This window comes from Diaphorobacter sp. JS3050, from assembly GCF_013154915.1.
GTDB lineage: Bacteria > Pseudomonadota > Gammaproteobacteria > Burkholderiales > Burkholderiaceae_C > Diaphorobacter > Diaphorobacter nitroreducens.
Window position 1 is genome coordinate 111796 of the sequence record NZ_CP053553.1, and the last position, 24921, is coordinate 136716.

The window sequence follows — 24921 nt, forward strand, 5'->3', positions numbered from 1 at the left end:
GTGGCGGGCGCAGGGCCCGCACGCATCATACGGTGAGCACGCAGTGCGGCTGAAAGGTTGCCTGCTCCCCCTTGCGGGCATAGCCCAGCGGGTTGGCCACTATGCGGCAGCTCCAGGGCGTGCCGTCCACGCGGGCCCCGCGCACCAGGTAGTCGCTGGGGGCATGCAGATGGCCGTGCAGCCACAGCTGGGCGTGGGGCAGGCAGTCGTCCAGCGCATTGCAAAACCCCGCTGTGCCCGGCACCAGGCCGTAGCGCGGATCGGCGCTGAGCAGACTGGGCGCGAAGTGCGTGACGGCCACCGTCGTGCCCGCAAAGGGCTGTGCGAGCGCGTTGCGTAGCCAGGCCTGGCAAACCAGGGCCTGTTCGCGCACCTCGGCTGCAAGGAAGGGCACACCCTGGCGGGTGCTGCCAGTCTTGGAGAGATAGAAATTGGCCGCGCGGAACGCCTTCTCGCGCCGCTGCAGTCGCTGGCCCGGGTCGGTGATCGCCGCGTGATCGGCCAGCGCGTCGAAGTCGCTCCACAGCGTCGTTCCAACGAAGCGGACCCCCTGCAGCACCATGCTCTCACGCTCCAGCCAGATCAGCCCCAGCCGGTCGCAGATGCGGCGCAGGCGCGCATGCGCGGCGTCGAAGTCCTGCGTGTCGTATTCATGGTTGCCAGGGACGAAGACCACTGGCGTGGGCCATCCGGCGTACTGCGGCAGAGGGGAGAAGCGCGCCAGGCCGAAGTCGTCGTCCGACAGCAGCGAGCCGGCCTGGTAAGAGCCGATGTCGCCGGCCAACACCAGGACATCGGCGCCAACGGCGGGGCTGGGGGTGAAATGCGGGTGGGCTTCCAGGTGCAGGTCGGACAGCAGTTGCAGCTTCATGGGTGAGTGGGTGGGGTCAATCCTGGCGGTGGATGGGGGCGGGCGTGTTGCGCGCGGCGCGCGCAATCGCCTCGCGCAGCCAGCGGTGGGCGGGGTCGTGGTTGCGCCGGCGGTGCCACAGTGCGTCCACGTGCACGGGCGGCAGCGTCATGGGCAGCGGGCGCCACACCAGTTCGTCGCGCACGCTGGCCACGCCGACGAAGTGGCGCGGCAGCACGGTGAGCAGGTCCGTGGTGGCCACCACCCGTCCCGCGGTGAAGAACTGGTTCACGGTAAGCACGATGCGGCGTTCACGTCCCAACGCGGCCAATGCCCCGTCGATGAAGCCGAAGGGCTTGCCCGAGAAGCTCACCAGCAGGTGGCGCGCGGCGCAGTACAGGTCCAGCGTCATCGGCACGGCGGCCAGCGGGTGGTCCGCGCGCATCACGCACACGTACTGGCCATCATAGAGGCGGGTGCTTTCGTGCGCCACCACGTTGTCCGACTGCGCCCGCGCCGTGAGGTCGGCCAGCACGGCGGGGAAGTAACCCACGGCCATGTCGGCGCTCTCCTCGTCCAACAGGCGGCGCGGGTCGCGCGTGGTCAGCGGCACCACGCGCAGCGAGACGCCGGGGGCCTCGCGTTCCACGATCTCGATGAGTGGCGGGATCAGCGTGGCACCCGTGGCGTCGGCCATCGCCAGAACGAAGGTCGTCTGAGCGGACGCCGGGTCAAAGCGCCCGGGGGAAAGTGTCTCCTGCAACTGTGCCAATGCGTGCCGTACGGCGGGCCACAGGGCCAGTGCCCGCGGCGTGGGCTCCACGCCGTGGCCGCGCCGCGTGACCAGCTCGTCGCCCAGCACCTCGCGCAACCGGCGCAGTGCGTTGCTCACGGCGGGCTGTGTGATGGCCAGTTTCTCGGCGGCGCGGGTCAGGTTGCGCTCGGCCATGACCTCGTCAAAGACGCGCAGCAGATTGAGATCCAGCGTGCGAAAGTTCAATGGCTGCATGCCGCAATCATCACACGGATGAATATGGGTGATTCAACATATAAATTAGACACAAACCAGGGTAAACCCTAGTATTGCTGCACCGCCCGGCAATTTCGCCAACAGTGGCGTACGAGTCGCATCATGACGAAGTTTGTACACATCGATGTTCCTGTCCAGCACCACGGCATTGCACGCATTGAAGAGGCCGCAAGCCATCTGAAGCAAACCGCTGCCCGCTTTGACGGCACCCGCGGCGCAACGTCGCTGCTGCTGGCGGCGCTGGTCGCCGCGCTGCTTGTCGTGGCCAACCAGGTCATGGACACCTGGAACGATGGCCACATGCTGGCCGGCTGGATGGTGATGTGGGTGATCGCTTTCGCGGGAATGGCGTTGCTGGCGGCACCTGCGCGCAGCGCGGTGCTGGGCCTGCGTGCCGCTGCCAAGGCTTGGTCGGATGCGCACCGGCGTGCGGCAGAGGACGAGCGCACCTGGAATGCCGCACTGCGCGACGCCCGCATCATGGCCGACCTGAGCCGTGCGATGAACGGCATCGCGGTGGACGACCTGCGCCGTTACCGCTGAACGGCCGCGCGGCGACCCCGCGCCAACCGACAACAGGGCACCTTCGGGTGCCCTTTTTGCTATGTGCGCGGCAGCTTCCTAAGGGGCACATTCATGAAAAAACCCCGCGCCACAGATGTGGTCGCGGGGTTGTGTGTGTAGGCCCGGCTGAATTCATGCCGAGCCGAGGCAGGGCGGTCAGGCCGCCAGACGCTTCTCCAGCGCGGCCTTGGTGGCCAGCAGTTCCTGAGGCAGGTGGTAGGCCAGCTTGTCGAAATGCTCGGTGTGCAGCTTCAGTTCTTCGGCCCAGGCAGCCTTGTCGATGCTGGTCACCGTCTTGAACTGCTCGGTGCTGAAGTCCAGGCCGGTCCAGTTGATCTCGGCGTACTGCGGAGCAATGCCGAACATGGTTGGCTCGCCTTGCGCCGTGCCCTCGATGCGGTCCAGCATCCACTTGAGCACGCGCATGTTGTCGCCATAGCCGGGCCAGACGAACTTGCCGTCCTCGCCCTTGCGGAACCAGTTGACGCAGAAGATCTTGGGCAGCTGGTGGCCGGACTCCTCCAGCTTGTGTTCCATGTCGAGCCAGTGCTGGAAGTAGTCGCTCATGTTGTAGCCGCAGAACGGCAGCATGGCGAACGGGTCGCGGCGCACGACGCCCTGCGCACCAAAGGCGGCGGCGGTGGTCTCGGAGCCCATGGTCGCGGCCATGTAAACGCCTTCCATCCAGCTGCGGGCCTCGGTCACCAGCGGCACGGTGGTGGAGCGGCGGCCGCCGAAGATGAAGGCGTCGATGGCCACGCCGGCGGGGTTGTCCCACTCGGGGTCCAGGGCCGGGTTGTTGGTGGCGGCCACCGTGAAGCGCGAATTGGGGTGCGCGGCCTTGGCGCCGGTTTCCTTGGCGATCTGCGGTGTCCAGTCCTTGCCCTGCCAGTCGATGAGGTGGTCCGGGAGCTTGCCGGTGTCCTTCTCCATGCCTTCCCACCACACATCGCCATCGTCGGTGAGGGCGACGTTGGTGAAGATCACGTCCTTGTCCAGCGAACGCATGCAGTTCGGGTTGGTGTGCATGTTGGTGCCGGGGGCCACGCCGAAGTAACCGGCCTCGGGGTTGATGGCGTACATCTTGCCGTCGGCATGGGGCTTGATCCAGGCAATGTCGTCACCGATGGTCGTGACCTTCCAGCCGGCGAAGCCGGCTTCCGGCGGCACCAGCATGGAGAAGTTGGTCTTGCCGCAGGCGCTGGGGAAAGCGGCGGCCACGTGGTACTTCTTGCCCTCGGGGTTGGTCACGCCCAGGATCAGCATGTGCTCGGCCAGCCAGCCCTGGTCGCGGCCCATGGTCGAGGCAATGCGCAGCGCCAGGCACTTCTTGCCCAGCAGTGCGTTGCCGCCGTAGCCCGAGCCGTACGACCAGATCTCGCGGGTCTCGGGGTAGTGGACGATGTACTTGACCTGGGGGTTGCAGGGCCAGGACGTGGTGTCCTTCTGGCCTGCGGCCAGCGGGGCGCCCACGGTGTGCATGCAGGGCACGAACTCGCCGTCGGTGCCGAGCACGTCATAGACGGCCTTGCCCATGCGGGTCATCAGCTTCTGGTTCACGGCCACGTAGGCGCTGTCGGTCAGTTCGATGCCAATGTGGGCGATGTGCGAGCCCAGAGGGCCCATGGAGAAGGGCACCACGTACATGGTGCGGCCAGCCATGCAGCCGTCAAACAGCGGCTGCAGCGTGGCGCGCATCTCGGCCGGGGCCATCCAGTTGTTGGTCGGGCCGGCGTCTTCCTTTTTCTCCGAGCAGATGTAGGTGCGGTCTTCCACGCGCGCGACGTCCGACGGGTCGGACCACGCCAAGTAGCTGCCCGGGCGCTTGGCGGGGTTCAGCTTCTTGAACGTGCCGGCATCCACCAGTTGCTGACACAACTGCTCGTACTCCTGCTGCGAACCGTCGCACCAGTGGATGCGGGCGGGCTTGCACAGCGCGGCCATTTCGGCCACCCAGGCGATCAGCTTGGCGTTCTTGACGTATGCGGGCGCCTGAATGTCCAGGACGGGCATGGTGGGTGCGTTCATCGGGAAGGCTTCTTTGAAGTTGAAAAACAGTCTTTTCAAAGGAAGCGAACCGGGTCACGACGCACAGGCCCGCGCTGAACCGATCTGCGCGCTGCCTTTGAAAAAACCGCTGGGACTCAGTCGGCTGGCGAAACGGGGGTACCGCGGTGGCACCCCTGCACAGGTCGGCTGGGGTGACGATTTTATGAAGACGCCCCCGATTTGTCTGTCGGACAGGGGGTTAAATCATGCAAAAAACACATGACGTTATGCGTGTCATGGCGTCGGTGCAAAACGCGATCACCAAAAAACAAAGCCCCGCAGAGGCGGGGCTGGGTGGCGAGCGGGCGGTGCGTTCAGGCCATGTACACCGCAATGAAGGCCAGCAGGAAGATCATGGCCGCACCCACCGCAGGGATCACGACGGGAATCAGATGCACCACGGACTCGGCGGCATCGGTGGCCGTGGCGGCCTCGACGTCGGCGGCGTTGGGGGCGATGGGGTGGTCATGGGCCATGGGTTCGGTCTCCTGTGGGGTCTGGTGCCTTGATGGGGGACAAGTGTAGCCACAACGCCCCCGCGCGTGCACGGGCCTTACCCGCACGCGCGTGCGGCACGGCGCTCTCAGCGCAGTTCGGCCTCCATCTGCGCGGCGCGCAGCAGGTCCAGCACCTGCTGGATGTGGGCCTTGCCGCGCGTTTGCAGCACCAGTTCGATCTCCACGTTCTGCGCGGCCAGCACGGTGAAGGCGCGCTGATGGTGCACCTCTTCGATGTTAGCGCCCGCTTCGGCCACGAGGGCAGTGATGCGGGCGAGCACGCCGGGCACGTCGCGTGCGCTGACCATGATGCGCGCCAGCCGGCCGGAGCGCACCATGCCGCGCTCGATGATGGCCGCCAGCAGCAGCGGGTCGATGTTGCCGCCGCTGAGCACCAGCCCCACCTTCTTGCCGCGAAAGCGCTCGGGGTGGCGCACCAGCGCGGCCAGCCCGGCGGCGCCCGCGCCTTCCACCAGCGTCTTTTCGATCTCCAGCAGCATCAGCACCGCCTGCTCGATGTCGCCTTCGTCCACCAGCAGCAGGTCATCCACCAGCCGGCCAATGACCTCCTGCGTCATCTTCCCGGGCTGGCCCACGGCGATGCCCTCGGCGATGGTTGACGCGCCCTGCGCGTGGTGCGTGCCCTTGATGGCATTCACCATGGCCGGGAAGCGCGCCGTCTGCACGCCGATGATCTCCAGGTTCGGCTTGATGGCCCGCGCTGCCGTTGCCATGCCGGCCAGCAGCCCGCCGCCGCCCACCGAGACCACCAGCGCATCCAGGTCGGGCTGGGCGGCCAGCATCTCCAGCACCAGCGTGCCCTGGCCGGCGGCCACGGCCTCGTCGTCATAGGGGTGCACGAAGGTCAGGCCCTGCTGCTCCGCCAACTGGTAGGCGTGCTGGCGGGCTTCCTCCAGCGTGTCGCCGTGCAGCACCACCTCGGCACCAAAGCCGCGCGTGCGCTCCACTTTCACACCGGGGGTGAAGCGCGGCATGACGATCACGGCGCGCAGGCCCAGGCGCTGCGCGTGGTAGGCCACGCCCTGGGCATGGTTGCCCGCGCTCATGGCCACCACGCCGCGCTCGCGTTCTTGGGGAGTGAGCTGGCTCAGCTTGTTGCAGGCGCCGCGTTCCTTGAACGAGGCGGTGAACTGCAGGTTCTCGAACTTGAGGAACACCTGCGCGCCCACGATCTGCGAGAGCGTGCGCGATTCGACGCAGGGGGTTTCCAGCACCTGGCCGCGCAGGCGCTCAGCGGCGTGCTGGATGTCTTGGAAGGTCAGCATGGTGCATTGTGGCGCAGCGCGCCAGGTGAAGCAGTTTTGCTATTGTAAAAATAGCTGGTCGCGCTTGGTGGACAAGCGCTAGAAGCCGTTTTGCTCTGAAGGCCCCGTCCACTATCCCGGAAATGCGCGCGCCAGAACCGCCGCCGCATCCAGACCGCGCGGGTCGATGGCGCCCGCCACGCGGCCGGCCCCGCTGTCCGCCAGCCGCGTGGCGACGAACGCATCGGCCACGGCGGCGGGGGCCTGCTGGCGCAGCAGGCAGGCCTGGGCCAGCAGCACCAGGCGCTGGGTCAGCACGCGGCCCAGGCCTTCCAACTGCTCAGCCGGTGCGGCCAACAGGGCCTGCAGCTCGCGCGCGGCAGCGGCAATGCGCGGCTCGCCCTGCGCCGCGGCGTGCAGCTCGGTCAGCAAAGCGTGTGCTGCTTCGGGCTCGCGCTGCAGGGCGCGCAGCACGTCCAGGCACATCACGTTGCCCGAGCCTTCCCAGATGGAGTTGACGGGCGCCTCGCGGAACAGGCGCGCCATCACGCCGTCCTCCACATAGCCATTACCGCCCAGCACCTCCATGGCCTCGCCGGTCAGCTCCACCGCACGCTTGCAGACCCAGAACTTGGCAGCCGGCGTCATCACGCGCTTCCATGCGCGCTGGGCGGGCGTGCTGTCGTCCTCGTACGCCTGGGCCAGGCGCATGGCCAGGTGCAGCGCGGCCTCGCTCTCCAGCGCCAGGTCGGCCAGCACCGCGCGCATCAACGGCTGCTCGGCCAGGGCCTTGCCGAAGGCGTGGCGCCGGCGCGCGTAATGGATGGCCTGCACGGTGGCCTGGCGCAGGATGGCGGCGCTGCCCACCACGCAGTTCAGGCGCGTGTAGCTGGCCATCTCGATGATGGTGGGGATGCCCCGGCCTTCCTCGCCCATGAGCAGGCCCCAGGCGTCCTCGAACTCCACCTCGCTGCTGGCGTTGCTGCGGTTGCCCACCTTGTCCTTCAGGCGCTGCACGCGCACGGCGTTGCGGCTGCCGTCCAGGCGCCAGCGCGGCACGTAGAAGCAGGCGAACGGGCCGCCCTCGCCGGTGCGCGCCACCACCAGGTGCGCGTCGCACTGCGGCGCCGAGAAGAACCACTTGTGTCCGCGCAGCCGGTATTCGCCGCCGCGCCCGCCCGTGCCGATGGGTGTCGCCACGGTGGTGTTGGCGCGCACGTCCGATCCGCCCTGCTTCTCGGTCATGCCCATGCCCAGCCAGATGCTGGCCTTGTCCGCCACGGGCAGGTCGCGCGGGTCGTAGGCGGTGCTGTAGAGCCGGGACTGCAGCGACTGCCACAGCGCGGGCTCCTTGCGCAGCAGCGGGATGGCGGCCTGCGTCATCGTGGCGGGGCACAGCGTGCCCTGTTCCACCTGGCCGTGCAGGTAAAAGCCCGCCGCCCATGCGGCCCAGCGGCCCGGTCGCTCGTCCTGGAAGGGCCGGGAGATCAGCCCCTCGCCGCGGTACAGCGCCATGAGCTGGTGCCACGCGGGGTGGAACTCCAGCGCGTCGATGCGCTGCCCGCGCGTGTCAAAGCGCTGCAACTGCGGCGTGTGGCGGTTGGCCTGCTCGGCCAGGGCGTAGGTCTCGGCCATGCCCAGCCGTGCGGCGTAGGCGTCGAGCGCCGGGTGCGCCCAGCCGGCGCCCGCACGCTCCAGCGCCTCGCACAGCGCTGCGTCGGTGGCCAGCGGGTGGTAGTCGTTCAGCTCGGGGTATTGGTTGAAGACCTGGTGGGTGGTCCAGTCCATGGTGCGTGGCCTCCGTGTTGTCGTGGGACCAGTCTAGGAGCCTTGCGCCGTCCGGGTAAGAGGGTGAGCGCGGAAGAGGGCGACGTTCAAAGCCAAATAGGCCCATAGCGCCCAACTGGCAAGCGCGAACAGCTATGAAAACAGGAGTTCTCTCAGCGCAGCACGCGGCAGTTGCCGAACTCGCAGCGGATCGCCAGCGCGTCGCCGTTGCTGCACGGCACGCTGTAGGTCTCAAAGCCCGGCCCCTTGGCGGCGAGCGCGGCCACGGGCTGGGCATGGCAGGCTTGCTCGCGTGCCAGGCGCTCGGCGCTGTAGGCATCGGCGCCCGAGGGGCGCGGCGGCGCCGCCGGTGCCACGGGCACGGACGGCGCCGCGCCCGGCTGCGGCCCGGCCACGGCCAGCGGGCTGATGCGGTGGCCCCGCACGGCCATGCAGTGCGCGACCAGCTGGCGCCGCCGCTCCATCGCCTGCAGTCCCTGCGAGCCGCCCGCAAGTGCGCCGCCCGTGAGAGCCCAGTCGCGCACGCCCGTGTCGCTGCGCCCGAGTCCCCAGGCGAGAAACGCCGCCACCAGCGCGCCCTGGACCACGGCGTCCAGCGTCTCGCTGAGCACGCCCACCTGCTGCGCGCGGTCGCGGCAGTCCTGCAGGTCGGCGTCGTAACGGGCGCGCGCATCGAGGGCGGGGTCGGGCGCCACCGGGGGCGAGGGTGGCGTGGCGCAGCCGGTGACGGCAAGGCACGCGGCCACGCACAGGGCCAGCGTGGCGGTGGCCCGGCGGGGAGTTGCGGGGAAAGAAGTGCGGGGGGTGCGTTGCATGTCGCCGGATCCTCTCAGTCGGTGGCTGGGCGCATGCGGCGTGCGCTCTAGGCGGCTTCGGTCTGGAACAGTCGGCGCGTGCCCACCGGCGCCACGGCGCGCGCAATGGCGCCGATGTGGTCCGGCGTGGTGCCGCAGCAGCCGCCGACGATGTTGACCAGCCCCTCGGCGGCGAACTCGTGCACCAGGCGGCTGGTGACCTCGGGCGTCTCGTCGAAACCCGTGTCGCTCATCGGGTTGGGCAGGCCCGCGTTGGGGTAGCAGCTGATGAAGGTGTCCGGCGCGGCCTTGGCCAGTTCCTGGATGTAGGGGCGCATCAGCGTGGCGCCCAGTGCGCAGTTCAGGCCCACCGACAGCGGGTGCGCATGGCGCACGCTGTGCCAGAAGGCGGTCACGGTCTGCCCGCTCAGGATGCGGCCCGAGGCGTCGGTGACGGTGCCGCTGATCATGATCGGCAGCACCTGGCCGGTCTGCTCGAAGGCCTCGTCCACGGCGAACAGCGCGGCCTTGGCGTTGAGGGTGTCGAAAATGGTCTCGACCAGGATCACGTCGGCACCGCCCTCGATGAGCGCCAGGGTCTGCTCCAGGTAGGCTGCGCGCAACTGCTCGAAGGTGACGTTGCGCGCGCCGGGGTCGTTCACGTCGGGACTGATGCTGGCGGTCTTGGGCGTGGGGCCGAGGGCGCCGGCGACGAAGCGCGGCTTGTCGGGCGTGGAGAACTTGTCGCAAGCGGCGCGCGCCAGCTTGGCGCTTTCCAGGTTCATCTCGCGCGCCAGGTGGGCCATGCCGTAGTCCTCCTGCGCGATGGAGGTGGCGCCGAAGGTGTTGGTCTCGATCAGGTCGGCGCCGGCTGCCAGGTAGCCCTCGTGGATGTCGCGGATCACGTCGGGGCGCGTGAGCGACAGCAGCTCGTTGTTGCCCTTCACATCGCGCGGAAAGTCGGCAAAGCGCGTGCCCCGGTATTGTTCCTCGGTGAGCTTGAAGCGCTGGATCATCGTGCCCATGGCACCGTCAAGGATGGCGATGCGCTCACGCAGGATGGCGGGGAGCTGCTGGGCACGGGTGTAGTGGGGGGCTTGCATGGGGCACTATTTTAGGAAGCCGGGCCTTGCATGGCCCGGCCTAGGTTACTCAGCCTGCAAACGTGCGGCCAAGATTTGCGCAGCTTGCAGAGCTTGCTGGCGAACGGACTCTTCCACTGCGGGGAGTTCAACTCCATCCACACCGTCCACGAACATGGGGCCGCCTACATCGTCGTCGTAGCTGGAGCCATCCTCGTGAATGGCCCGGTAGTCGTCTTGGGTGAGATCCTTGCCAAGCAGCTTGGCGAAATGGAACCAGGTCCATGCCTTGAGCGGGTCATCCGCATGCCACGTTTCTATGAGTTCCCGCAGCGCCCGCATATCACCGCGCTCGGCGGCTACCGTCAGCCAAGCGGGAGTCCATTCATAACGGCCGACGCGCTGGGCCAGGTCAGCAATCCACACCGGATCGGCCAGCACTCTGGGCGCTTGAAGGTCAAAGAAGCGGCTGTCGCCATACCGGTCCGCGAGGACCAGCAGCGCATCGTGCTGGCCCAATGCGGCAGCGGCGTTGAAGTGGTCGCGGGCGGAACTGCAGCGCTGGGCCTGCTCGCGCGATGCCGCAGCGCGTTGCTTGACGCGCTCGACATAACCCTGTGCCCATTCCAGTTCAACGCCCTTCAGAACCTCGCCCTTTTGCTGGCGCTCATACCAGTACAGACCGGCACGCGAATCGGGCAAATCGTCCATGTCTTCGTCGGCATCTTCGTCTTCATGGTGATCGCCATTCATGTGGATTCCGCGCTCGATCAAAAGACCAAGCGCCAGGTGGGCGCGCCCTTCGCCGTGCCCGGTCGCCGTTTTCAAGGCGTGCAATACAAACGGGCTGTCAAGGCGCAAGGGCTCCGGGTCGTCCGGCCAGGCGTTGGGGTCGTTGTCCAGCGCGGCCTCCAACGCCTCGTAGTAGGCATCGTCGCGCAGCGCTTCGCGGTACAGCTCCCGGCTGCCCGACAGCAGGGCCGTCAGGATATCCTCCCATGGAACCAAACCCAGTGCCTGCGCCGCCATGTCTGCGCACAGCGCCGCAGCCAGCGGCTCGCACCATTGGCGGGCCATGCCCAGTGCCTCGGCCCGCGCTGCGCAAAGTCCGGGATGCAGGGTGCCATAGTGCGCCAGCAGCGGCTGCGACGGCAGTGGGCACAGCAGGCCCTGGGCTTTCAAGGCGGCATGGGAGCCGAGCCCCAAGGCGGCGGCCATCAGTTCGTAGATATGGGAACGTTTGACGACGGTGCCGTTGGCACCTGTAACCGCCTGCAGGCGAGCTTGCGCCTGGTGCGCAAACGAGGAGATGTTGTTCATGTGAACCCTTTCTTCAGCGAGCGCGTATCAGCCGGGAAAGTGCACACGTTTAAACCCAGCCGCACGCTCTGTGAACAGAGGTCGCATGACATAGTGAAGATTGGGAAAACAGCCTGTTTTTGCTCGTGTGCAAGCAGGGTGGGCACCGGGCCGAATTGTAGGCCGACGATCGGCACCAGCGACACGCCCGGGACGGAACCACCCTGGGGCGCGAGGGCACAATAGCGACCTTTGTGCCCCGTCCCACCGCTGCGGGGTGCAACTCTTACAAGCCAAATCGGCCTCCAGCGCTTACCTAGCAAGCGCTACCAGCTATCAAAGATAGAGCATTCCAGTGTCTCCAGCGCATTCCGTCCTCCACGATGTCTTTGGCTACGCGCAGTTCCGCGGCCCGCAGGAGGCGATCGTGGAGCACGTCATCGCGGGCGGCGACGCGCTGGTGCTGATGCCCACGGGCGGCGGCAAGAGCCTGTGCTACCAGGTGCCGGCCATCGTGCGGCGCGATGCGGGGCTGGGCGTGACGGTGGTGGTCTCGCCGCTCATTGCGTTGATGCACGACCAGGTGGGCGCGCTGCACGAGGCGGGGGTGGAGGCGGCCTTCCTCAACTCCACGCTGGACTGGCAGCAGACGCAGGACGTGGAGCGGCGCCTGGCGCGCGGCGAGATCACGCTGCTGTACGCCGCGCCCGAGCGCGTGACCACCGACCGCTTTCTCACGCTGCTGGACGGTCTGCATGCGCGCGGGCAGTTGGGGCTGTTCGCCATCGACGAAGCGCATTGCGTGAGCCAGTGGGGCCATGACTTCCGCCCCGAGTACCGGGCGCTGACGCTGCTGCACGAGCGCTATCCGCAGGTGCCGCGCATTGCGCTGACGGCCACGGCCGATGCCCTCACGCGCGAAGACATCATCGAGCGGCTGCAGTTGCAGGACGCGCGCCTGTTCATCAGCAGCTTTGACCGGCCCAACATCCGCTACACCATCGTCGAGAAGAAGGATGCCACCACGCAGCTGCTGCGCTTCATCGAGCGCGAGCATTCGGGCGAGGCGGGCGTGGTGTATTGCCAGTCGCGCAAGCGCGTGGAGGAACTGGCGGCCACGCTGCAGGATGCGGGCATCAACGCCCTGCCCTACCACGCAGGGCTCGATACCAAGGTGCGCCAGAACCACCAGGACCGCTTTCTGCGCGAAGAAGGCATCGTGATGGTGGCGACGATTGCGTTTGGCATGGGCATCGACAAGCCCGACGTGCGCTTTGTGGCCCATGTGGACATGCCCAAGAACATTGAAGGCTACTACCAGGAGACGGGCCGCGCGGGCCGCGACGGTCTGCCCGCCGACGCGTGGATGGCCTACGGCCTGCAGGACGTGGTGAACCAGCGCCGCATGATCGACGAGAGCCCCGCGGGAGAAGAGTTCAAGGCCGTGATGCGCGGCAAGCTGGATGCGCTGCTGGCCCTGGCCGAGGCCACGGACTGCCGGCGCGTGCGACTGCTGGGCTACTTCGGAGAGGCGTCCGAACCCTGCGGCAATTGCGACAACTGCCTGAATCCGCCGGCCGTGTGGGACGGCACGGATGCCGCGCGCAAGCTCCTGTCCACCATCTACCGTGTGCACGAGGCCAGCGGCCTGACCTTCGGCACGGGCCACATCATGGACATCCTGCGCGGCAAGGCGACGGACAAGGTCCAGCAGTTCGGCCATGAAAAACTCTCCACCTTCGGCCTGGGCGCACAGTATTCCGAGGCGCAGCTGCGCGGCGTGCTGCGCCAGTTGCTGGCCGCCGGCGCCGTGGGGCTGCACAAGGTCACGACCGAGGGCGGCCACAGCTTTGACACGCTGGCGCTGACCGAGGGATCGCGCCCCGTGCTGCGCGGCGAACAGAGCGTGCTGCTGCGCGAAACCACGGCCGCAGCCGGGCCGAAGAAGCCGCGCCGCGCCAGCGCCCCGCCGGTGGCAGCGGCCAACCTGGGACAGGACGCCCAGGTGCGCTTCATCAACCTCAAGGCCTGGCGCGCCGAGGTGGCGCGCGAGCACAACCTGCCGGCCTATGTGATCTTCCACGACGCCACGCTGGCCGCCATTGCCGAGCGCAACCCGGCCACGCTGGAGGATCTGCAGGGCATCAGCGGCATGGGTGCGAAAAAGCTGGAGGCGTACGGCGCCGAAGTGCTGCGGGTGTGCGGCGCCGGGGCCGCGGCCGGCTGATCAGGCGCACCGCAGGCTGGTGGGCAGCGGCCACTGCGTGGGCGGCGCCGTCCGGGCCCAGGGCACGCTGGCGGGCGTGCTGCATTCCTGCAGCACCCATTGGCGCACGCCTTGTGCGGCCAGGTCTTCGGCCAGCGCCTGCAGGGCCGCCGTGTCGAACAGTCCCGCGTGCCAGGTGGTGCGGCACTCGTAATCCACACCGCTGGCGTGCACGCAGCGCAGCGACTCCCAGGCGCGGTCGCCACTGCCCGGCGTGCGGGTGATGGCGTCGTAGTGCGCCAAGGGCCCCTTGATGTCCAGGCCCACCCAGTCCAGCAGCGGCAACAGGGCCTGCAGCCGCTCGGGGTACATGCCCGCCGTATGCAGGCCGGTGGCAAAGCCCAGGGCGCGTACGCGCGCGAGGGCGTCGGGCAGGGCGGCCTGCAGTGTGGGCTCGCCGCCCGAGAACACCACGCCGTCCAGCAGGCCGCGGCGCGTGTGCAGCAGTTGCTCCACTTCGCTCCAGCGGTGCGGCGCGGGCGCGGCCGCGTCCAGCAGCCCGGCGTTGTGGCAATAGTCGCAGCGCCAGGGGCAGCCCTGGCAGAACACCACGGCGGCCAGCCTGCCGGGAAAGTCGATGGTGGTCAGCGGCGTGATGCCGCCGATGCGCAGCGCCTGGGCGGCGGTGTGGCTGGTCCTAGCAGGCACGGCCCGGCTCGGCGAAGAACTGGCGTTCGTTGTGTTCGCCCTGCTTGCCGGTGTTGAAGCTGGCTACGGGGCGGTGGTAGCCCATGACGCGCGTCCAGACCTCGCAGGGCTGGCGCTCGGCGTCGGTCAGCTGCATGGCGGTGGCCAGGGCGGTGTTCTCGGTGGCGGAAAAGTGGGTCATGACAAACTCCTGGGTTGGTGGTGGAAGAACTTCAAAAACAATAGCTGTTGACGCTTGCTACATAAGCGCTAGAGGCAAATTTCGTTCAAATCACGCCGCCAGCCGCGCGCGCTTGGCGGCCAGGCGCTCCTCGTCGCAGCGCGGGCAGAACGGGTGTTCGCCCGCGAGGTAGCCGTGCGTGGGGCAGATGGAGAAGGTGGGCGTGACGGTGATGTAGGGCAGGCGGAAGTGGGTGAGCGCCCGTTTCACCAGCTCGCGGCAGGCCGCGCCGCTGGAGATGCGCTCGCCCATGTACAGGTGCAGCACCGTGCCGCCGGTGTACTTGCCCTGCAGCGCCTCTTGCCGCTGCAGCGCCTCGAACGGGTCGTCGGTGAAGCCCACGGGCAGCTGCGACGAGTTGGTGTAGTACGGCTGCGCCTCGGTGCCGGCTTGCAGGATGGCGGGCCAGCGCTTCTTGTCTTCCTTGGCAAAGCGGTAGGTGGTGCCTTCGGCGGGCGTGGCTTCCAGGTTGTAGAGGTGGCCGGTCTCTTCCTGGAACTGCACGATGCGCGCGCGCACATGGTCCAGCAGGCGCAGGGCGAACTGGTGACCCCAGTCGCTGGTGATGTCGTGCGCGCCGCCGGTGAAGTTGCGCACCATCTCGTTGATGCCGTTCACGCCCAGCGTGCTGAAGTGGTTGCGCAGCGTGCCCAGGTAGCGCTTGGTGTACGGGAACAGGCCCTGGTCCATCAGGCGCTGGATGAGCTTGCGCTTGACCTCCAGGCTCTGCTTGCCCAGTTCCAGCAGGCGGTCCAGCGCCGCCAGCAGGGCCGCCTCGTCGCCCGCGTGCAGATAGCCCAGGCGTGCGCAGTTGACGGTGACCACGCCCAGGCTGCCGGTCTGCTCGGCGCTGCCGAACAGGCCGTTGCCGCGCTTGAGCAGCTCGCGCAGGTCCAGCTGCAGCCGGCAGCACATGGAGCGCACCATGTTGGGCGACAGCTCGGAATTGATGAAGTTCTGGAAGTACGGCAGGCCGTACTTGGCCGTCATGTCGAACAGGGCGACGGCGTTCTCGCTCTCCCACGGAAAATCGGGCGTGATGTTGTAGGTGGGGATGGGGAAGGTGAACACGCGGCCCTTGGCATCGCCCGTGGTCATCACGTCGATGTAGGCGCGGTTGATGACGTCCATCTCGGCCTGCAGCTCGCCGTAGCAAAACGGCATCTCCACGCCGCCGATCACCGGCACCTGCTCGCGCAGGTCCTCGGGGCAGGTCCAGTCGAAGGTGAGGTTGGTGAACGGCGTCTGCGTGCCCCAGCGCGAGGGCACGTTGAGGTTGTAGACCAGCTCCTGGATGCACTGGCGCACGGCGGCGTAGTCCATGCCGTCCTTGCGCACGAAGGGCGCCATGTAGGTGTCGAAGGACGAAAACGCCTGCGCGCCGGCCCATTCGTTCTGCAGCGTGCCGAGGAAGTTCACGATCTGCCCCACGGCGGAGCTCATGTGCTTCGGGGGCCCCGCCTCCACCTTGCCCGGCACGCCGTTCAGCCCCTCGTGCAGCAGCGTGCGCAGCGACCAGCCCGCGCAGTAGCCGCTGAGCATGTCGAGGTCGTGGATGTGGATGTCGCCATTGCGGTGCGCCTCGCCGATCTCGGGCGCGTAGACGTGCGAGAGCCAGTAGTTCGCCGTCACCTTGCCTGCCACGTTCAGGATCAGCCCGCCCAGCGAGTAGCCCTGGTTGGCGTTGGCGTTCACACGCCAATCGGCGCGCGTGAGGTACTCGTTGATGGAGCTTTCCACATGCACCAGCGTCTGCCGGTCGGCGCGCAGGGTGGCGTGGCGCTGGCGGTAGGCCATGTAGGCGCGCGCGGTCTGCAGATGGTTGGCGGCGATCAGCGTCTGCTCCACCACGTCCTGGATCTGCTCGATGGCCGGTGCCTCGCCATGGAAGCGGTGGATCAGCACCTTGGTGGCCTGCGCCGTGAGCAGACGGGCCTCGTCCTCGCCGAACTCGCCCGTGGCCTGGCCGGCCCGTGCGATGGCCGACTGGATGCGCACAGCATCGAAAGGTGTGCGCTCGCCGTTGCGTTGGATGACGTCGCGCGGCAGGCTGGCGACGATCGGAGATGGTGGTGTCATGGCAACCCTTAAAACACTACATATAGTGTTCACCATACCTATCAAACACTATAGGTAGTTTGATCAGGCACAAACCGCAGGGCAGAAAAGGGCCTGTGCAGAGGGGGCTGCGGTGCGCGGCTTGTGGCCCGAGCGCCACGGGGTGGGGCCGCAGCAGGCCCGCGCCCGAGAGGCTGGGCGGGGGATCGGGGCGCCGTGGGGGGTTGACGCCTTTTGGCCTTCTGGCGCTGGAGGGGTAAGCGCTGGAAGCTATTAAAACAGTAGCAACCGGGTTGCGTGCGGCGCGACGCGTGTCAGGCCAACTCGACGCCGGCCTGCGCATTGCGCACAAAGGCCTCGAACGCGGCGGGCTCCAGCGGCCGGCTGTACCAGTAGCCTTGCATTTCGTCGCAGCCGCAGGCCTGCAGCAACGCGGCCTGCTCGGCCGTCTCCACGCCTTCGGCAATGGTGGCCATGCGCAGGCTGTGGGCCATCTTGATGATGGCCGTCACGATGGCCTGGTCGCTGGCCTGGTGGGCGAGTTCGCGCACGAAGGACTGGTCGATCTTGAGCTTGTCGATGGCGTAGCGCTTGAGGTAGCTCATGGAGGAATAGCCTGTGCCGAAGTCGTCCAGCGCCACGCGAAAGCCCACCTCATGCAGGCGGCGGATGGTGGTCTCGGCCTGTTCCGGGTTCTTCAGCGCGACGGCCTCGGTCAACTCCACCTCGATGCGCTGGGGCGAAACGTCCATGCGCTGCAGGATGCGCACCAGCTCCTCGACGAAGTGCGGCCGCGCGAACTGCGCAGCCGATACGTTCACCGCCACCACCAGCGGCGGCAGGCCCGCGGCATCCCAGGCGCGCAACTGCTGCGCCACCTGCTCCACCACCCAGAAATCGATGGCCACGATGGAGCCGCTTTGCTCGGCGATCGGGATGAACTCGGCCGGAGACACCAGCCCCCAGCGCGGATGCCGCCAGCGCAGCAGCGCCTCGGCGCCCGCCAGTGCGCCGCTGCCCAGCGTGCGCTGGGGCTGGAACACCAGGAACAGCTCGCCGCGGTGCGCCGCGTCCTTGAGGCCGGCGGCCAGCTCCAGCGAACGTTGCGTGTGCGCCTGCATCTCGGGTGCGAAGAAGCGCAGCCCGTTGCGCCCGTCCTGCTTGACGCGGTACATCGCCACTTCCGCGGCGGACGCCAAGGTGCTGGCGGTGCGCGCGTCGTCGGGGTAGACGGCGATGCCGGCCGACGCGCTGACGGATACGGCATGGCCGTGGATCTGCAGTGTGGTCTGCAGCTGCGCCAGCGCATCCTGCGCCAGCAGCGCCACCGCCGCCTGGTCCGCCAGGGGCACGATGGCCGTGAACGCGTCGCCCGAATAGCGCGCCACGGGAATGTGCGGCGCCAGGCAGGCGCGCAGCCGGTTGCCCATCTCCAACAGCAGTTCGTCACCGGCCGCGTGGCCCAGGGTTTCGTTCACCAGCTTGAAGTTGTCCAGGTCGAACCACAGCACCGACACCCGTTCGTGGCTTGCGTCGGCGCGGTCGATGGCTTGCGTCAACTGTTCGTCGAAGGCTTTCTTGTTGAGCAGGCCGGTCAGCGTGTCGTAGTTGGAGAGGGCGCGGATGCGCTCCTCCGCCTCGCGCCGCTGCGTGATGTCCTCCATGTGCGCGACGTAATGCGTCACTTCGCCGAACACGTCGCGAACGGGGTAAAGCGAGGCGTTTTCCGTGTAGACCTGTCCGTTCTTGCGGCGGTTGATGAGTTCCCCCTGCCAGGGCAGGCCGCGCGGCAGCTTGGTCCACATATCGGCATAGGTGGTCCGCGGCGTCAGTCCCGACTGCAGCACGCGCGGGTTGCGGCCCAGCACCTCTTGTGCGCCGTAGCCGCTGACTTCGCTGAAGGCCTTGTTGACGTAGACGATGCTGGCGTCGATGTCGGTGATGACCACCGGACTGGGGCTCTGGTCCAGCGCCTCCGACAGGCGGTGGATGACGGCCTCCTGGCGGCGCTGGGCCGTGTGCTTCCAGAGGGCGTCGGCCACGGTCTGCAGCGCCTGTGCGTCGCGTGGGTGATAGTCCCGCGCCTTGCCGGCCACGCCCAGCAGCAGGCGCGGCCTGCCGCCTTCCACCACGGGCACGCAAGCCCAGCGGGCCGTCGCGCCGCCCGGTGCGCGCCCAGCCGCCGCATCGTGCGGCGCGTTCGTCACCACGGCGCGGCGTTCGCGCAGGGCGGTTTCCCACGGCGGCATGTCGGGCGGGGCGTTTTCGTGCAAGCAGGCGGCCAGTGAGGTGCCGCGAGCGTCGTCGTGCACGAAGTACAGCACGGCCAGCGCGCTGCCGGTCAGGGTCTGGGCATGCGCCAGGCCGCGCCGCAGCAGGTCTGCCTCGGGCTGGTGGATGTCGTGCTGCTGCAGGTCCAGCAGGACGGCGTTCAGGCCGGCCTCGGAGCGAATGCGCTCCTCGTTCTCCACGGTGGGCGTGATGTCGCGCGACAGCATCAGGAAGGTGTCGGGCTGGCCCGCGACCGCGGATTTGCGGGAGACGGACAGCTCGAAATGCCGCTCGCCCAGGGGCAGCGGCAACGTGATGCGCTGGCCGCGGCTCATGCCCGTGCGTTCAGCCTCCGCCAGTGCCTCGAAACACTGCGCGGCCGCCGCCGGCGGCAGCGCCTCGTCCAGCGTTTTTCCCAGCAACTGGGGCAGCGGGGTCAGGAGCTTGCTGGTCTCGTTGGCGTGCACCGCGAGGTACACCCCCTTGCGGTCCACCTCGAACAGCAGGTCGGGCAGCGTGTTCAGCGTGGCCCGCTGCCGGGCCTCGGCGGCGCGCAGGTCCAGGTACGGGATCTGCACCGTTTCCACGAACAGGCCGCGGTACAGGAAGCCATAGGCCAGGATCTTGTAGAAGTGGCCGGCGACGTTGTACACATCGGTCACGTTGGCGTAGAGCGTGAAGAAGATCTCGCTCATGGCCATGGTGAACGATGCCAGCGCCAGGTGCGACAGACCGAACTCGCGCGCATGGCGCAGGTGCGTGAGGAAGCCCACCCCCGCCAGCACGTACGCGGTTGCCAGCGCGTATTCGAAACGGACCTTGAAGGGCGTGAGCCCTGCCTCGGGCGTGAAGGTGCGGGGCAGCCACTGCGGATGCCCCAGCAGCACGTAGTGCACCGCGCCCACCAGCAGCGCCACCCACAACAGCCCCGCGTAGCGCGAGCGGCGGCCCAGCCATTCATTCCAGCGGTGGGGCCATAACGCGGCCCACAGCAGGGCCAGCGCCGCCAGCGCGCGCGCGGCCAGCCAGAAGTTGATGGCCTTTTCCGGGTCGCTGGGGGTCACGAAGTCCGGCATGCCGGCGTAGGACAGGCTGTGGGTCAGGTCCAGCACCGCCACGCCCAGCAGCCCCAGGCCGAGGACCAGCACCCGCCCGTTGGGTCGGTACTTTTGCGTGGCCCAACTGATGCTGAACACCATTGCTGCCACGCCGATGGACACGACCTCCATCGCGGTGTGCAGCGGCAAGTAGCCCGCCATGCCGCGCGCGGCATCCGGCGCGGGCAGGGTCTTCAACATCCACAGGCTGACCAGCAGCACGGCGAACCAGATGAGGGACTGGCGGAACTCCTGGCGGTGGGCGGGGTGCATCATGTGCGGCGTGGTGGTGGGTCGATGCCAGGGGCGCGTGGACGCGGTACCCGTGCAAATGTAGGCAGACGTTACATCACGGCAGTGATTGTGCGGGCGATCGCCCCACAAAAACGACAAGCCCGCCGGCAGCCGCGGAGGGGCCCGCGCGACGCAAAAAAAGCCGGCACAAGGCCGGCTGAAAAGCAAGGTGCCCCTAAGGCCTTGCCGATGGAAACGTTTTCGAGCTGCAGCGCTCTACAGGTAAGCGCTTACAGCTATGAAAAATAGAGTGGGCCTTAATGCGCCAGGGTCTCCTCGGCCTCGATGCGCGGGTAGAAGTCGCGGTTTTCGCGCTGCATGCGTTCGTACACATGGCGCAGCACGGTGTTGGCATCTGCACGGAAACCCTCGGCGTCGGTGCGCACGCGCTCCGGCGTGTTCCAGCGCCGTGCGAAGTCCATGTACGCCGCGGCAATCGCCCCCATCTCGCGCTGGAACTGTTCGCCCAGGCGTGCCAGTTCCGCGTCGGCGCCCTGGCGCAGCGCGGGGTACAGCAGGCGGTCCTCGACGGCCAGGTGCAGCTTGATGGTGGAACTCATGGCCACGATGCCCTGTGCAATCGCCGTCGCGTTGTGCTCCCCGCCGCTGTGTGCCAGCTGGCGCAGGGTGGCGATCTGGCCCAGGATGTCCCGGTGCTCGTGCTTGAAGCGGTCGATGTTCATGGCGGTTCTTCAAAAGGTCCGAGGGCGGGACCGGGCGCGCCGCGCGGGGCGGCGCACCCGGTATCCGCGGTGCGTCAGCGGTTGGCGCCTGCCAGGGCTCCGGTGCTCGGGGCGGCCGGGGCGCGGGGGGCGAACAGCACGCCGCTCACCACCTGCCAGGTCACGCACAGGGCGCCGGTGATGAACACCAGGTCGCCAAAGGTGCGCACCCAGCGCAGGGTCTGCAGCAGCGGCTGCTGCAGGAATTCCTCGCCGCGGGCGTACCACATGCCCTCGGTCACGCTGGCGTGGAACTGGAACAGGCCGATCGGCAGCAGGCTGGTCGCGATCATCAGCACCAGGCCGGCGTTGAGCCACCAGAAGCCGGTCTTCATCAGGCGCTCGTTGAACACCATCTGGGGACGCACGTAGCGCAGCACCAGCAGTATGAAGCCCAGGGCCAGGAAGCCATACACCCCGAACAGTGCGGCGTGGGCGTGCACCGGCGTGGTGTTCAGACCCTGGATGTAGTACAGCGAGATCGGCGTGTTGACCATGAAGCCGAAGACGCCCGCCCCCAGCATGTTCCAGAAGGCCACGGCCACGAAGCACATGATGGGCCAGCGCAGCCTCTTCATCCACTCGGCCTTGTGCTGCATGCTCCAGTGCTCCCAGGCCTCGTGGCCCAGCACCACCAGGGGCACGACTTCCAGCGCGCTGAACGATGCGCCCACGGCCATCACGGGCGTGGTGGTGCCGGCGAAGTACATGTGGTGGAAGGTGCCGGGCACGCCGCCCAGCATGAAGAGCGACGCCGAGGCCAGGCTGGCGGCCGTGGCCATGCGGTAGGACACCAGGCCCAGGGTGGAGAAGAGGAAGGCCAGGGCGGTGGTGGCGAAGACCTCGAAGAAGCCCTCCACCCACAGGTGCACCACCCACCAGCGCCAGTACTCCATCACCGAGATGTGGGTGCGCTCGCCGTAGAACAGGCCGGACCCGTAGAACAGGCCGATACACACCACCGAGCAGGTCAGCAGGGCCAGCAGGTTCTTGTCCTGGCCGTTGGGGGCCAGCAGGGCGGGGAAGATGGCGCGTGCCATCAGCACCAGCCAGAAGGCGAGGCCGGCAAACTTGCCGATCTGCCACAGGCGGCCCAGGTCCACGTACTCATAGCCCTGGTGGCCCAGCCAGAAGTTCCATTCGGGCGGCATGATCTGCGCGATGGCGAAGTAGTTGCCGATGAACGAGCCCACGCAGACCACCACCAGTGCCCAGAACAGCACGTCCACGCCCAGCTTCTGGTACTTGGGATCCTTGCCGCCGTTGATCACGGGCGCAAGGAACAGGCCCATCGCCAGGAAGCCCGTGGCAATCCAGAACAGTGCCGCCTGCAGGTGCCAGGTGCGCACCAGCGCATAGGGGAACCAGCGCGAGACGTCGATGCCGTAGAAGGTCTGCCCCTCCACCGTGTAGTGAGCCGTGAAGCCGCCCAGGAACACCTGGGCGCAGAACAGCGCCACCACCAGGAACAGGTACTTGCCCAGGGCGTGCTGCGAGGGTGTCAGCGCCACGCGGCTCAGGGGGTCGTGCTGGGGCGGCACGGGGTCCTGCTCGTCATGCTTGCGCAGGAAGGCCCAGCCCCACACCAGAAAGCTCACGCCGGCCATCATCACCACCACGCTGACGATGGACCAGACCATGTTCTCGCCCGTCGGCTGGTTGCCGACCAGCGGCTCGTGCGGCCAGTTGTTGCTGTAGGTGGCGCCATGGCCGCCGGCATCGGCCGGGCGCTCGGTGGCGGCAACCCAGGCGGTCCAGAAGAAAAAGCCCGCCATCTGCGCGCGGCGCTCGGCGCTGGGTAGGGTGTTTTCCTTCATCGCGAAATGCTCGCGCGACTGGTGCAGCGACGGGTCGTCGCTGAACAGCTTGTCGTAGTACGCGGCGGTACCGGCAATGGCCTGGGCGCGCAGCGGCGTGATGGTGACCGTATCCGCCGCCTTGTCATAGGTGTTGGCGCGGTACTCGGTCTTCAGGCGGTCGCGCAGCACGGCCTTCTGGCCCACGTCCAGGTCGGCAAAGGCCTTGCCGTAGTCCTTTTGCGCGGCCAGATCCAGCCAGGCGGTCAGCTCGCGGTGCAGCCAGTCGGCCGTCCAGTCCGGCGCCTGGTAGGCGCCGTGGCCCAGGATGGAGCCCAGCTGCATGCCGCCCACGGACTGCCAGGCGGTCTGGCCGTCCAGGATGCTGTCCTTGGTATAGAGCGGCTTGTCGCTGCCCTGCACCAGCACCTTGCCCGGAATCGGGGGGGCGGTGCGGTAAACCTCGGCACCGTAATAGCCCAATAGGCTGAAGGTGACGATCAACACGCCTATCAGCGTGTACCAATGCTTGGCGTACTTACCCATGAAGGGCCTCCGTCGTTGTGATGTAACGCCAGCCCTGACGCAAGAGCCGGGCCAGATGCTGCATTGCGTCAAATCAAGGGTTTATACGTGCATGGGTAAAATGAACCGTATGCGAATAAGGTAAAAATTACCTTTAAATGGTAGTTATGACCATAAACATGCTTGCATTGAGCTCCGCGCCCGAGGGTTTGCTGCCCCTGTGCGCCGACATGGCCGCCGAACTGCCCCAGGCCGTGCGCCTGCAGCGCCTGGTGGACCTGCTGCGCACGCAGTTCGGCTGCGGGGCCGTGGCCCTGCTGCGGCTGGAGGAGGAGCGTCTGCGCCCCGTGGCCGTCACCGGGCTGGTGAGCGACGCCCTGGGCCGGCGTTTTGCCGTAGGCCAGCACCCACGGCTGGCGGCCATCCTCACGCGGCGCGAGGTGACCTGCTTCGAGCACGACAGCCAGTTGCCCGACCCCTACGACGGCCTGCTCGACACCCTGGTGGGCGAGCCGCTGCCCGTGCACGACTGCATGGGCGTGGCCCTGCACGTGGAGGGGCGGCCCTGGGGCGTGCTCACGCTGGATGCCCTGGCCACCGGCACTTTCGGACCCGCCGCGCGCCAGCGGCTGGGCCAGTGGGTGCCGCTGGTGGAGGCCGTGGTGCGCGTGGCGCGGCTGGAGCAGGAACTGCGCACCCTGCGCATGGCCGCGACCGGCCCGGCCGAAGGCGACCTGGCGCTGGCGACGCCCGAGCGCGGCGGCGCCGGCGAGCTGGAGATCGTGGGCGAAAGCCCGGCCCTCAAGCGGCTGCTGCATGAGCTGAGCGTGGTGGCCGCGTCCGAGCTGCCCGTGCTGCTGCTGGGCGAGACCGGCGTGGGCAAGGAGCTGTTCGCGCGGCTGCTGCACCACCAGTCGCCGCGGCGCGCCCGCCCGCTGGTGCATGTGAACTGCGCGGCGCTGCCCGAGTCGCTGGCCGAGAGCGAGCTGTTTGGCCACGTGCGCGGCGCGTTCTCGGGCGCGGTGAGTGACCGCGCGGGCCGCTTCGAGGCCGCCGAGGGCGGCACGCTGTTTCTGGACGAGGTGGGGGAGCTGCCCCTGTCCGTGCAGGCCAAGCTGTTGCGCACGCTGCAAAACGGCGAGATCCAGCGCCTGGGCGCCGACCGCCCGCGCAGCGTGCACGTGCGCGTGATTGCGGCGACCAACCGCAACCTGCGCGAGCAGGTGGCCAGCGGGGCCTTCCGCGCCGACCTGTACCACCGCCTCTCGGTCTACCCGGTGCCCATTCCCCCGCTGCGCGAGCGGGGCAACGACGTGCTGGTGCTGGCCGGCCGCTTTTTGGAGCTCAACCGCGCCCGCCTGGGGCTGCGCAGCCTGCGCCTGTCGCCTGACGCGCAGGCCGCGTTGCGCCGCTACCGCTGGCCGGGCAACGTGCGCGAGTTGGAACACGTGATCAGCCGCGCCGCGCTCAAGGCCCTGAGCCGCGGCGTGGACCGCAACGAGATCGTCACGCTGGAGGCCGGCCTGCTGGACCTGGACGCGCTGGACGAACCCGTGGCCACGCCCCGCGGCGATGCCCCCATGGCACCCGCGGCAGGCGGCGCCTTGTCGTTGGCCGCGCCCACGGGCACGCTGCGCGACGCGGTGGATGCCTGCCAGCGCCAGGTCCTGAATGCCGCTCTGGTGGCGCATGGCGGCAACTGGGCGCAGGCCGCGCGCACGCTGGACGTGGACCCCAGCAACCTGCACAAGCTCGCGCGGCGGCTGGGCCTCAAGGGATGAGGCTCCGCGCAGGGTTTTGAAACAA

The 24921-nt window shown here is 68.0% G+C and carries 18 protein-coding genes; 3 read left to right on the forward strand and 15 right to left on the reverse strand.

Annotated elements, in window-relative coordinates:
• Positions 1–25: 25 nt before the first annotated feature.
• Both HND92_RS00485 and HND92_RS00490 read right to left on the reverse strand, forming a co-directional pair.
• Positions 26–871 (reverse strand): metallophosphoesterase, encoded by an 846-nt coding sequence (locus HND92_RS00485; protein WP_172205075.1) that lies wholly within the window; start codon positions 869–871, stop codon positions 26–28.
• A 16-nt stretch (positions 872–887) separates the two neighbouring features.
• Positions 888–1859 (reverse strand): LysR family transcriptional regulator, encoded by a 972-nt coding sequence (locus HND92_RS00490; RefSeq protein ID WP_172205077.1) that lies wholly within the window; start codon positions 1857–1859, stop codon positions 888–890.
• A gap of 123 nt (positions 1860–1982) precedes the next feature.
• On the opposite strand from HND92_RS00490, the gene HND92_RS00495 reads away from it, so the two are divergent.
• Entirely contained in the window at positions 1983–2423 is a 441-nt protein-coding gene (locus HND92_RS00495) for a hypothetical protein (protein WP_088887960.1), read from the forward strand.
• Between the two features lie 177 nt (positions 2424–2600).
• Here HND92_RS00495 and HND92_RS00500 read toward each other — a convergent pair whose 3' ends face one another.
• The 7 genes from HND92_RS00500 to HND92_RS00530 all read right to left on the reverse strand — a co-directional run bounded on the left by HND92_RS00500 (position 2601) and on the right by HND92_RS00530 (position 11239).
• Complete coding sequence (locus HND92_RS00500; protein ID WP_011803548.1) at positions 2601–4472, reverse strand: phosphoenolpyruvate carboxykinase (GTP); 1872 nt, start codon at positions 4470–4472, stop codon at positions 2601–2603.
• Positions 4473–4807: 335 nt separating this feature from the next.
• On the reverse strand, positions 4808–4969 hold the full coding sequence (locus tag HND92_RS00505) for a hypothetical protein (RefSeq protein WP_012655207.1): 162 nt from the start codon (positions 4967–4969) through the stop codon (positions 4808–4810).
• 107 nt (positions 4970–5076) lie between these two features.
• Positions 5077–6276, reverse strand: a complete 1200-nt coding sequence (locus HND92_RS00510) for a threonine ammonia-lyase (RefSeq protein ID WP_011803550.1) — start codon at positions 6274–6276, stop codon at positions 5077–5079.
• A 111-nt stretch (positions 6277–6387) separates the two neighbouring features.
• Positions 6388–8043, reverse strand: coding sequence for an isovaleryl-CoA dehydrogenase (locus HND92_RS00515; RefSeq protein ID WP_172205080.1), 1656 nt, complete (start codon positions 8041–8043; stop codon positions 6388–6390).
• Positions 8044–8195: 152 nt separating this feature from the next.
• On the reverse strand, positions 8196–8858 hold the full coding sequence (locus HND92_RS00520) for a glycine zipper family protein (protein ID WP_172205083.1): 663 nt from the start codon (positions 8856–8858) through the stop codon (positions 8196–8198).
• 47 nt (positions 8859–8905) lie between these two features.
• The gene (locus HND92_RS00525) at positions 8906–9940 is read right to left on the reverse strand and encodes a homocysteine S-methyltransferase family protein (protein ID WP_172205105.1); all 1035 of its coding nucleotides are present in this window, start codon (positions 9938–9940) and stop codon (positions 8906–8908) included.
• A 45-nt stretch (positions 9941–9985) separates the two neighbouring features.
• On the reverse strand, positions 9986–11239 hold the full coding sequence (locus tag HND92_RS00530) for a hypothetical protein (protein ID WP_172205108.1): 1254 nt from the start codon (positions 11237–11239) through the stop codon (positions 9986–9988).
• Positions 11240–11573: 334 nt separating this feature from the next.
• Between HND92_RS00530 and recQ the strand changes: the two genes are divergently transcribed.
• The gene (gene recQ, locus HND92_RS00535) at positions 11574–13445 is read left to right on the forward strand and encodes a DNA helicase RecQ (protein ID WP_172205111.1); all 1872 of its coding nucleotides are present in this window, start codon (positions 11574–11576) and stop codon (positions 13443–13445) included.
• On the opposite strand, the gene HND92_RS00540 is transcribed toward recQ, so the two are convergent.
• From HND92_RS00540 to HND92_RS00565, 6 genes are all read right to left on the reverse strand, one after another.
• The gene (locus tag HND92_RS00540) at positions 13446–14132 is read right to left on the reverse strand and encodes an anaerobic ribonucleoside-triphosphate reductase activating protein (protein WP_172205114.1); all 687 of its coding nucleotides are present in this window, start codon (positions 14130–14132) and stop codon (positions 13446–13448) included.
• Positions 14122–14313, reverse strand: coding sequence for an anaerobic ribonucleoside-triphosphate reductase (nrdD, locus tag HND92_RS00545; protein WP_172205117.1), 192 nt, complete (start codon positions 14311–14313; stop codon positions 14122–14124). The genes HND92_RS00540 and nrdD overlap by 11 nt, the downstream gene beginning before the upstream one ends.
• A gap of 90 nt (positions 14314–14403) precedes the next feature.
• Positions 14404–16431 carry a ribonucleoside triphosphate reductase gene (locus HND92_RS00550; RefSeq protein WP_123675377.1) on the reverse strand — a complete coding sequence of 676 codons (2028 nt, stop codon included), beginning with the start codon at positions 16429–16431 and terminating at the stop codon, positions 14404–14406.
• Positions 16432–16724: 293 nt separating this feature from the next.
• Positions 16725–20054 carry an EAL domain-containing protein gene (locus HND92_RS00555; RefSeq protein ID WP_172205120.1) on the reverse strand — a complete coding sequence of 1110 codons (3330 nt, stop codon included), beginning with the start codon at positions 20052–20054 and terminating at the stop codon, positions 16725–16727.
• A gap of 275 nt (positions 20055–20329) precedes the next feature.
• Positions 20330–20755: a hemerythrin domain-containing protein gene (locus tag HND92_RS00560; protein ID WP_011803560.1), complete on the reverse strand. Its 426-nt coding sequence runs from the start codon at positions 20753–20755 to the stop codon at positions 20330–20332.
• A 74-nt stretch (positions 20756–20829) separates the two neighbouring features.
• Positions 20830–23136 carry a nitric-oxide reductase large subunit gene (locus HND92_RS00565; protein ID WP_172205123.1) on the reverse strand — a complete coding sequence of 769 codons (2307 nt, stop codon included), beginning with the start codon at positions 23134–23136 and terminating at the stop codon, positions 20830–20832.
• A 158-nt stretch (positions 23137–23294) separates the two neighbouring features.
• Here HND92_RS00565 and norR point away from each other — a divergent pair, with 158 nt between their 5' ends.
• Positions 23295–24896: a nitric oxide reductase transcriptional regulator NorR gene (norR, locus tag HND92_RS00570; protein ID WP_253940077.1), complete on the forward strand. Its 1602-nt coding sequence runs from the start codon at positions 23295–23297 to the stop codon at positions 24894–24896.
• Positions 24897–24921 lie beyond the last annotated feature (25 nt).

Bases quoted from the DNA above. Each gene is read 5' to 3' on its own strand.
- nrdD (WP_172205117.1), bottom strand. From the start codon at position 14,313: ATGACCCACTTTTCCGCCACCGAGAACACCGCCCTGGCCACCGCCATG.
- HND92_RS00565 (WP_172205123.1), bottom strand. From the start codon at position 23,136: ATGGGTAAGTACGCCAAGCATTGGTACACGCTGATAGGCGTGTTGATC.
- HND92_RS00520 (WP_172205083.1), bottom strand. From the start codon at position 8,858: ATGCAACGCACCCCCCGCACTTCTTTCCCCGCAACTCCCCGCCGGGCC.
- HND92_RS00485 (WP_172205075.1), bottom strand. From the start codon at position 871: ATGAAGCTGCAACTGCTGTCCGACCTGCACCTGGAAGCCCACCCGCAT.
- HND92_RS00510 (WP_011803550.1), bottom strand. From the start codon at position 6,276: ATGCTGACCTTCCAAGACATCCAGCACGCCGCTGAGCGCCTGCGCGGC.
- HND92_RS00515 (WP_172205080.1), bottom strand. From the start codon at position 8,043: ATGGACTGGACCACCCACCAGGTCTTCAACCAATACCCCGAGCTGAAC.
- HND92_RS00525 (WP_172205105.1), bottom strand. From the start codon at position 9,940: ATGCAAGCCCCCCACTACACCCGTGCCCAGCAGCTCCCCGCCATCCTG.
- HND92_RS00505 (WP_012655207.1), bottom strand. From the start codon at position 4,969: ATGGCCCATGACCACCCCATCGCCCCCAACGCCGCCGACGTCGAGGCC.
- HND92_RS00495 (WP_088887960.1), top strand. From the start codon at position 1,983: ATGACGAAGTTTGTACACATCGATGTTCCTGTCCAGCACCACGGCATT.
- HND92_RS00500 (WP_011803548.1), bottom strand. From the start codon at position 4,472: ATGAACGCACCCACCATGCCCGTCCTGGACATTCAGGCGCCCGCATAC.
- HND92_RS00490 (WP_172205077.1), bottom strand. From the start codon at position 1,859: ATGCAGCCATTGAACTTTCGCACGCTGGATCTCAATCTGCTGCGCGTC.
- HND92_RS00555 (WP_172205120.1), bottom strand. From the start codon at position 20,054: ATGATGCACCCCGCCCACCGCCAGGAGTTCCGCCAGTCCCTCATCTGG.
- HND92_RS00560 (WP_011803560.1), bottom strand. From the start codon at position 20,755: ATGAACATCGACCGCTTCAAGCACGAGCACCGGGACATCCTGGGCCAG.
- HND92_RS00530 (WP_172205108.1), bottom strand. From the start codon at position 11,239: ATGAACAACATCTCCTCGTTTGCGCACCAGGCGCAAGCTCGCCTGCAG.
- norR (WP_253940077.1), top strand. From the start codon at position 23,295: ATGCTTGCATTGAGCTCCGCGCCCGAGGGTTTGCTGCCCCTGTGCGCC.
- HND92_RS00550 (WP_123675377.1), bottom strand. From the start codon at position 16,431: ATGACACCACCATCTCCGATCGTCGCCAGCCTGCCGCGCGACGTCATC.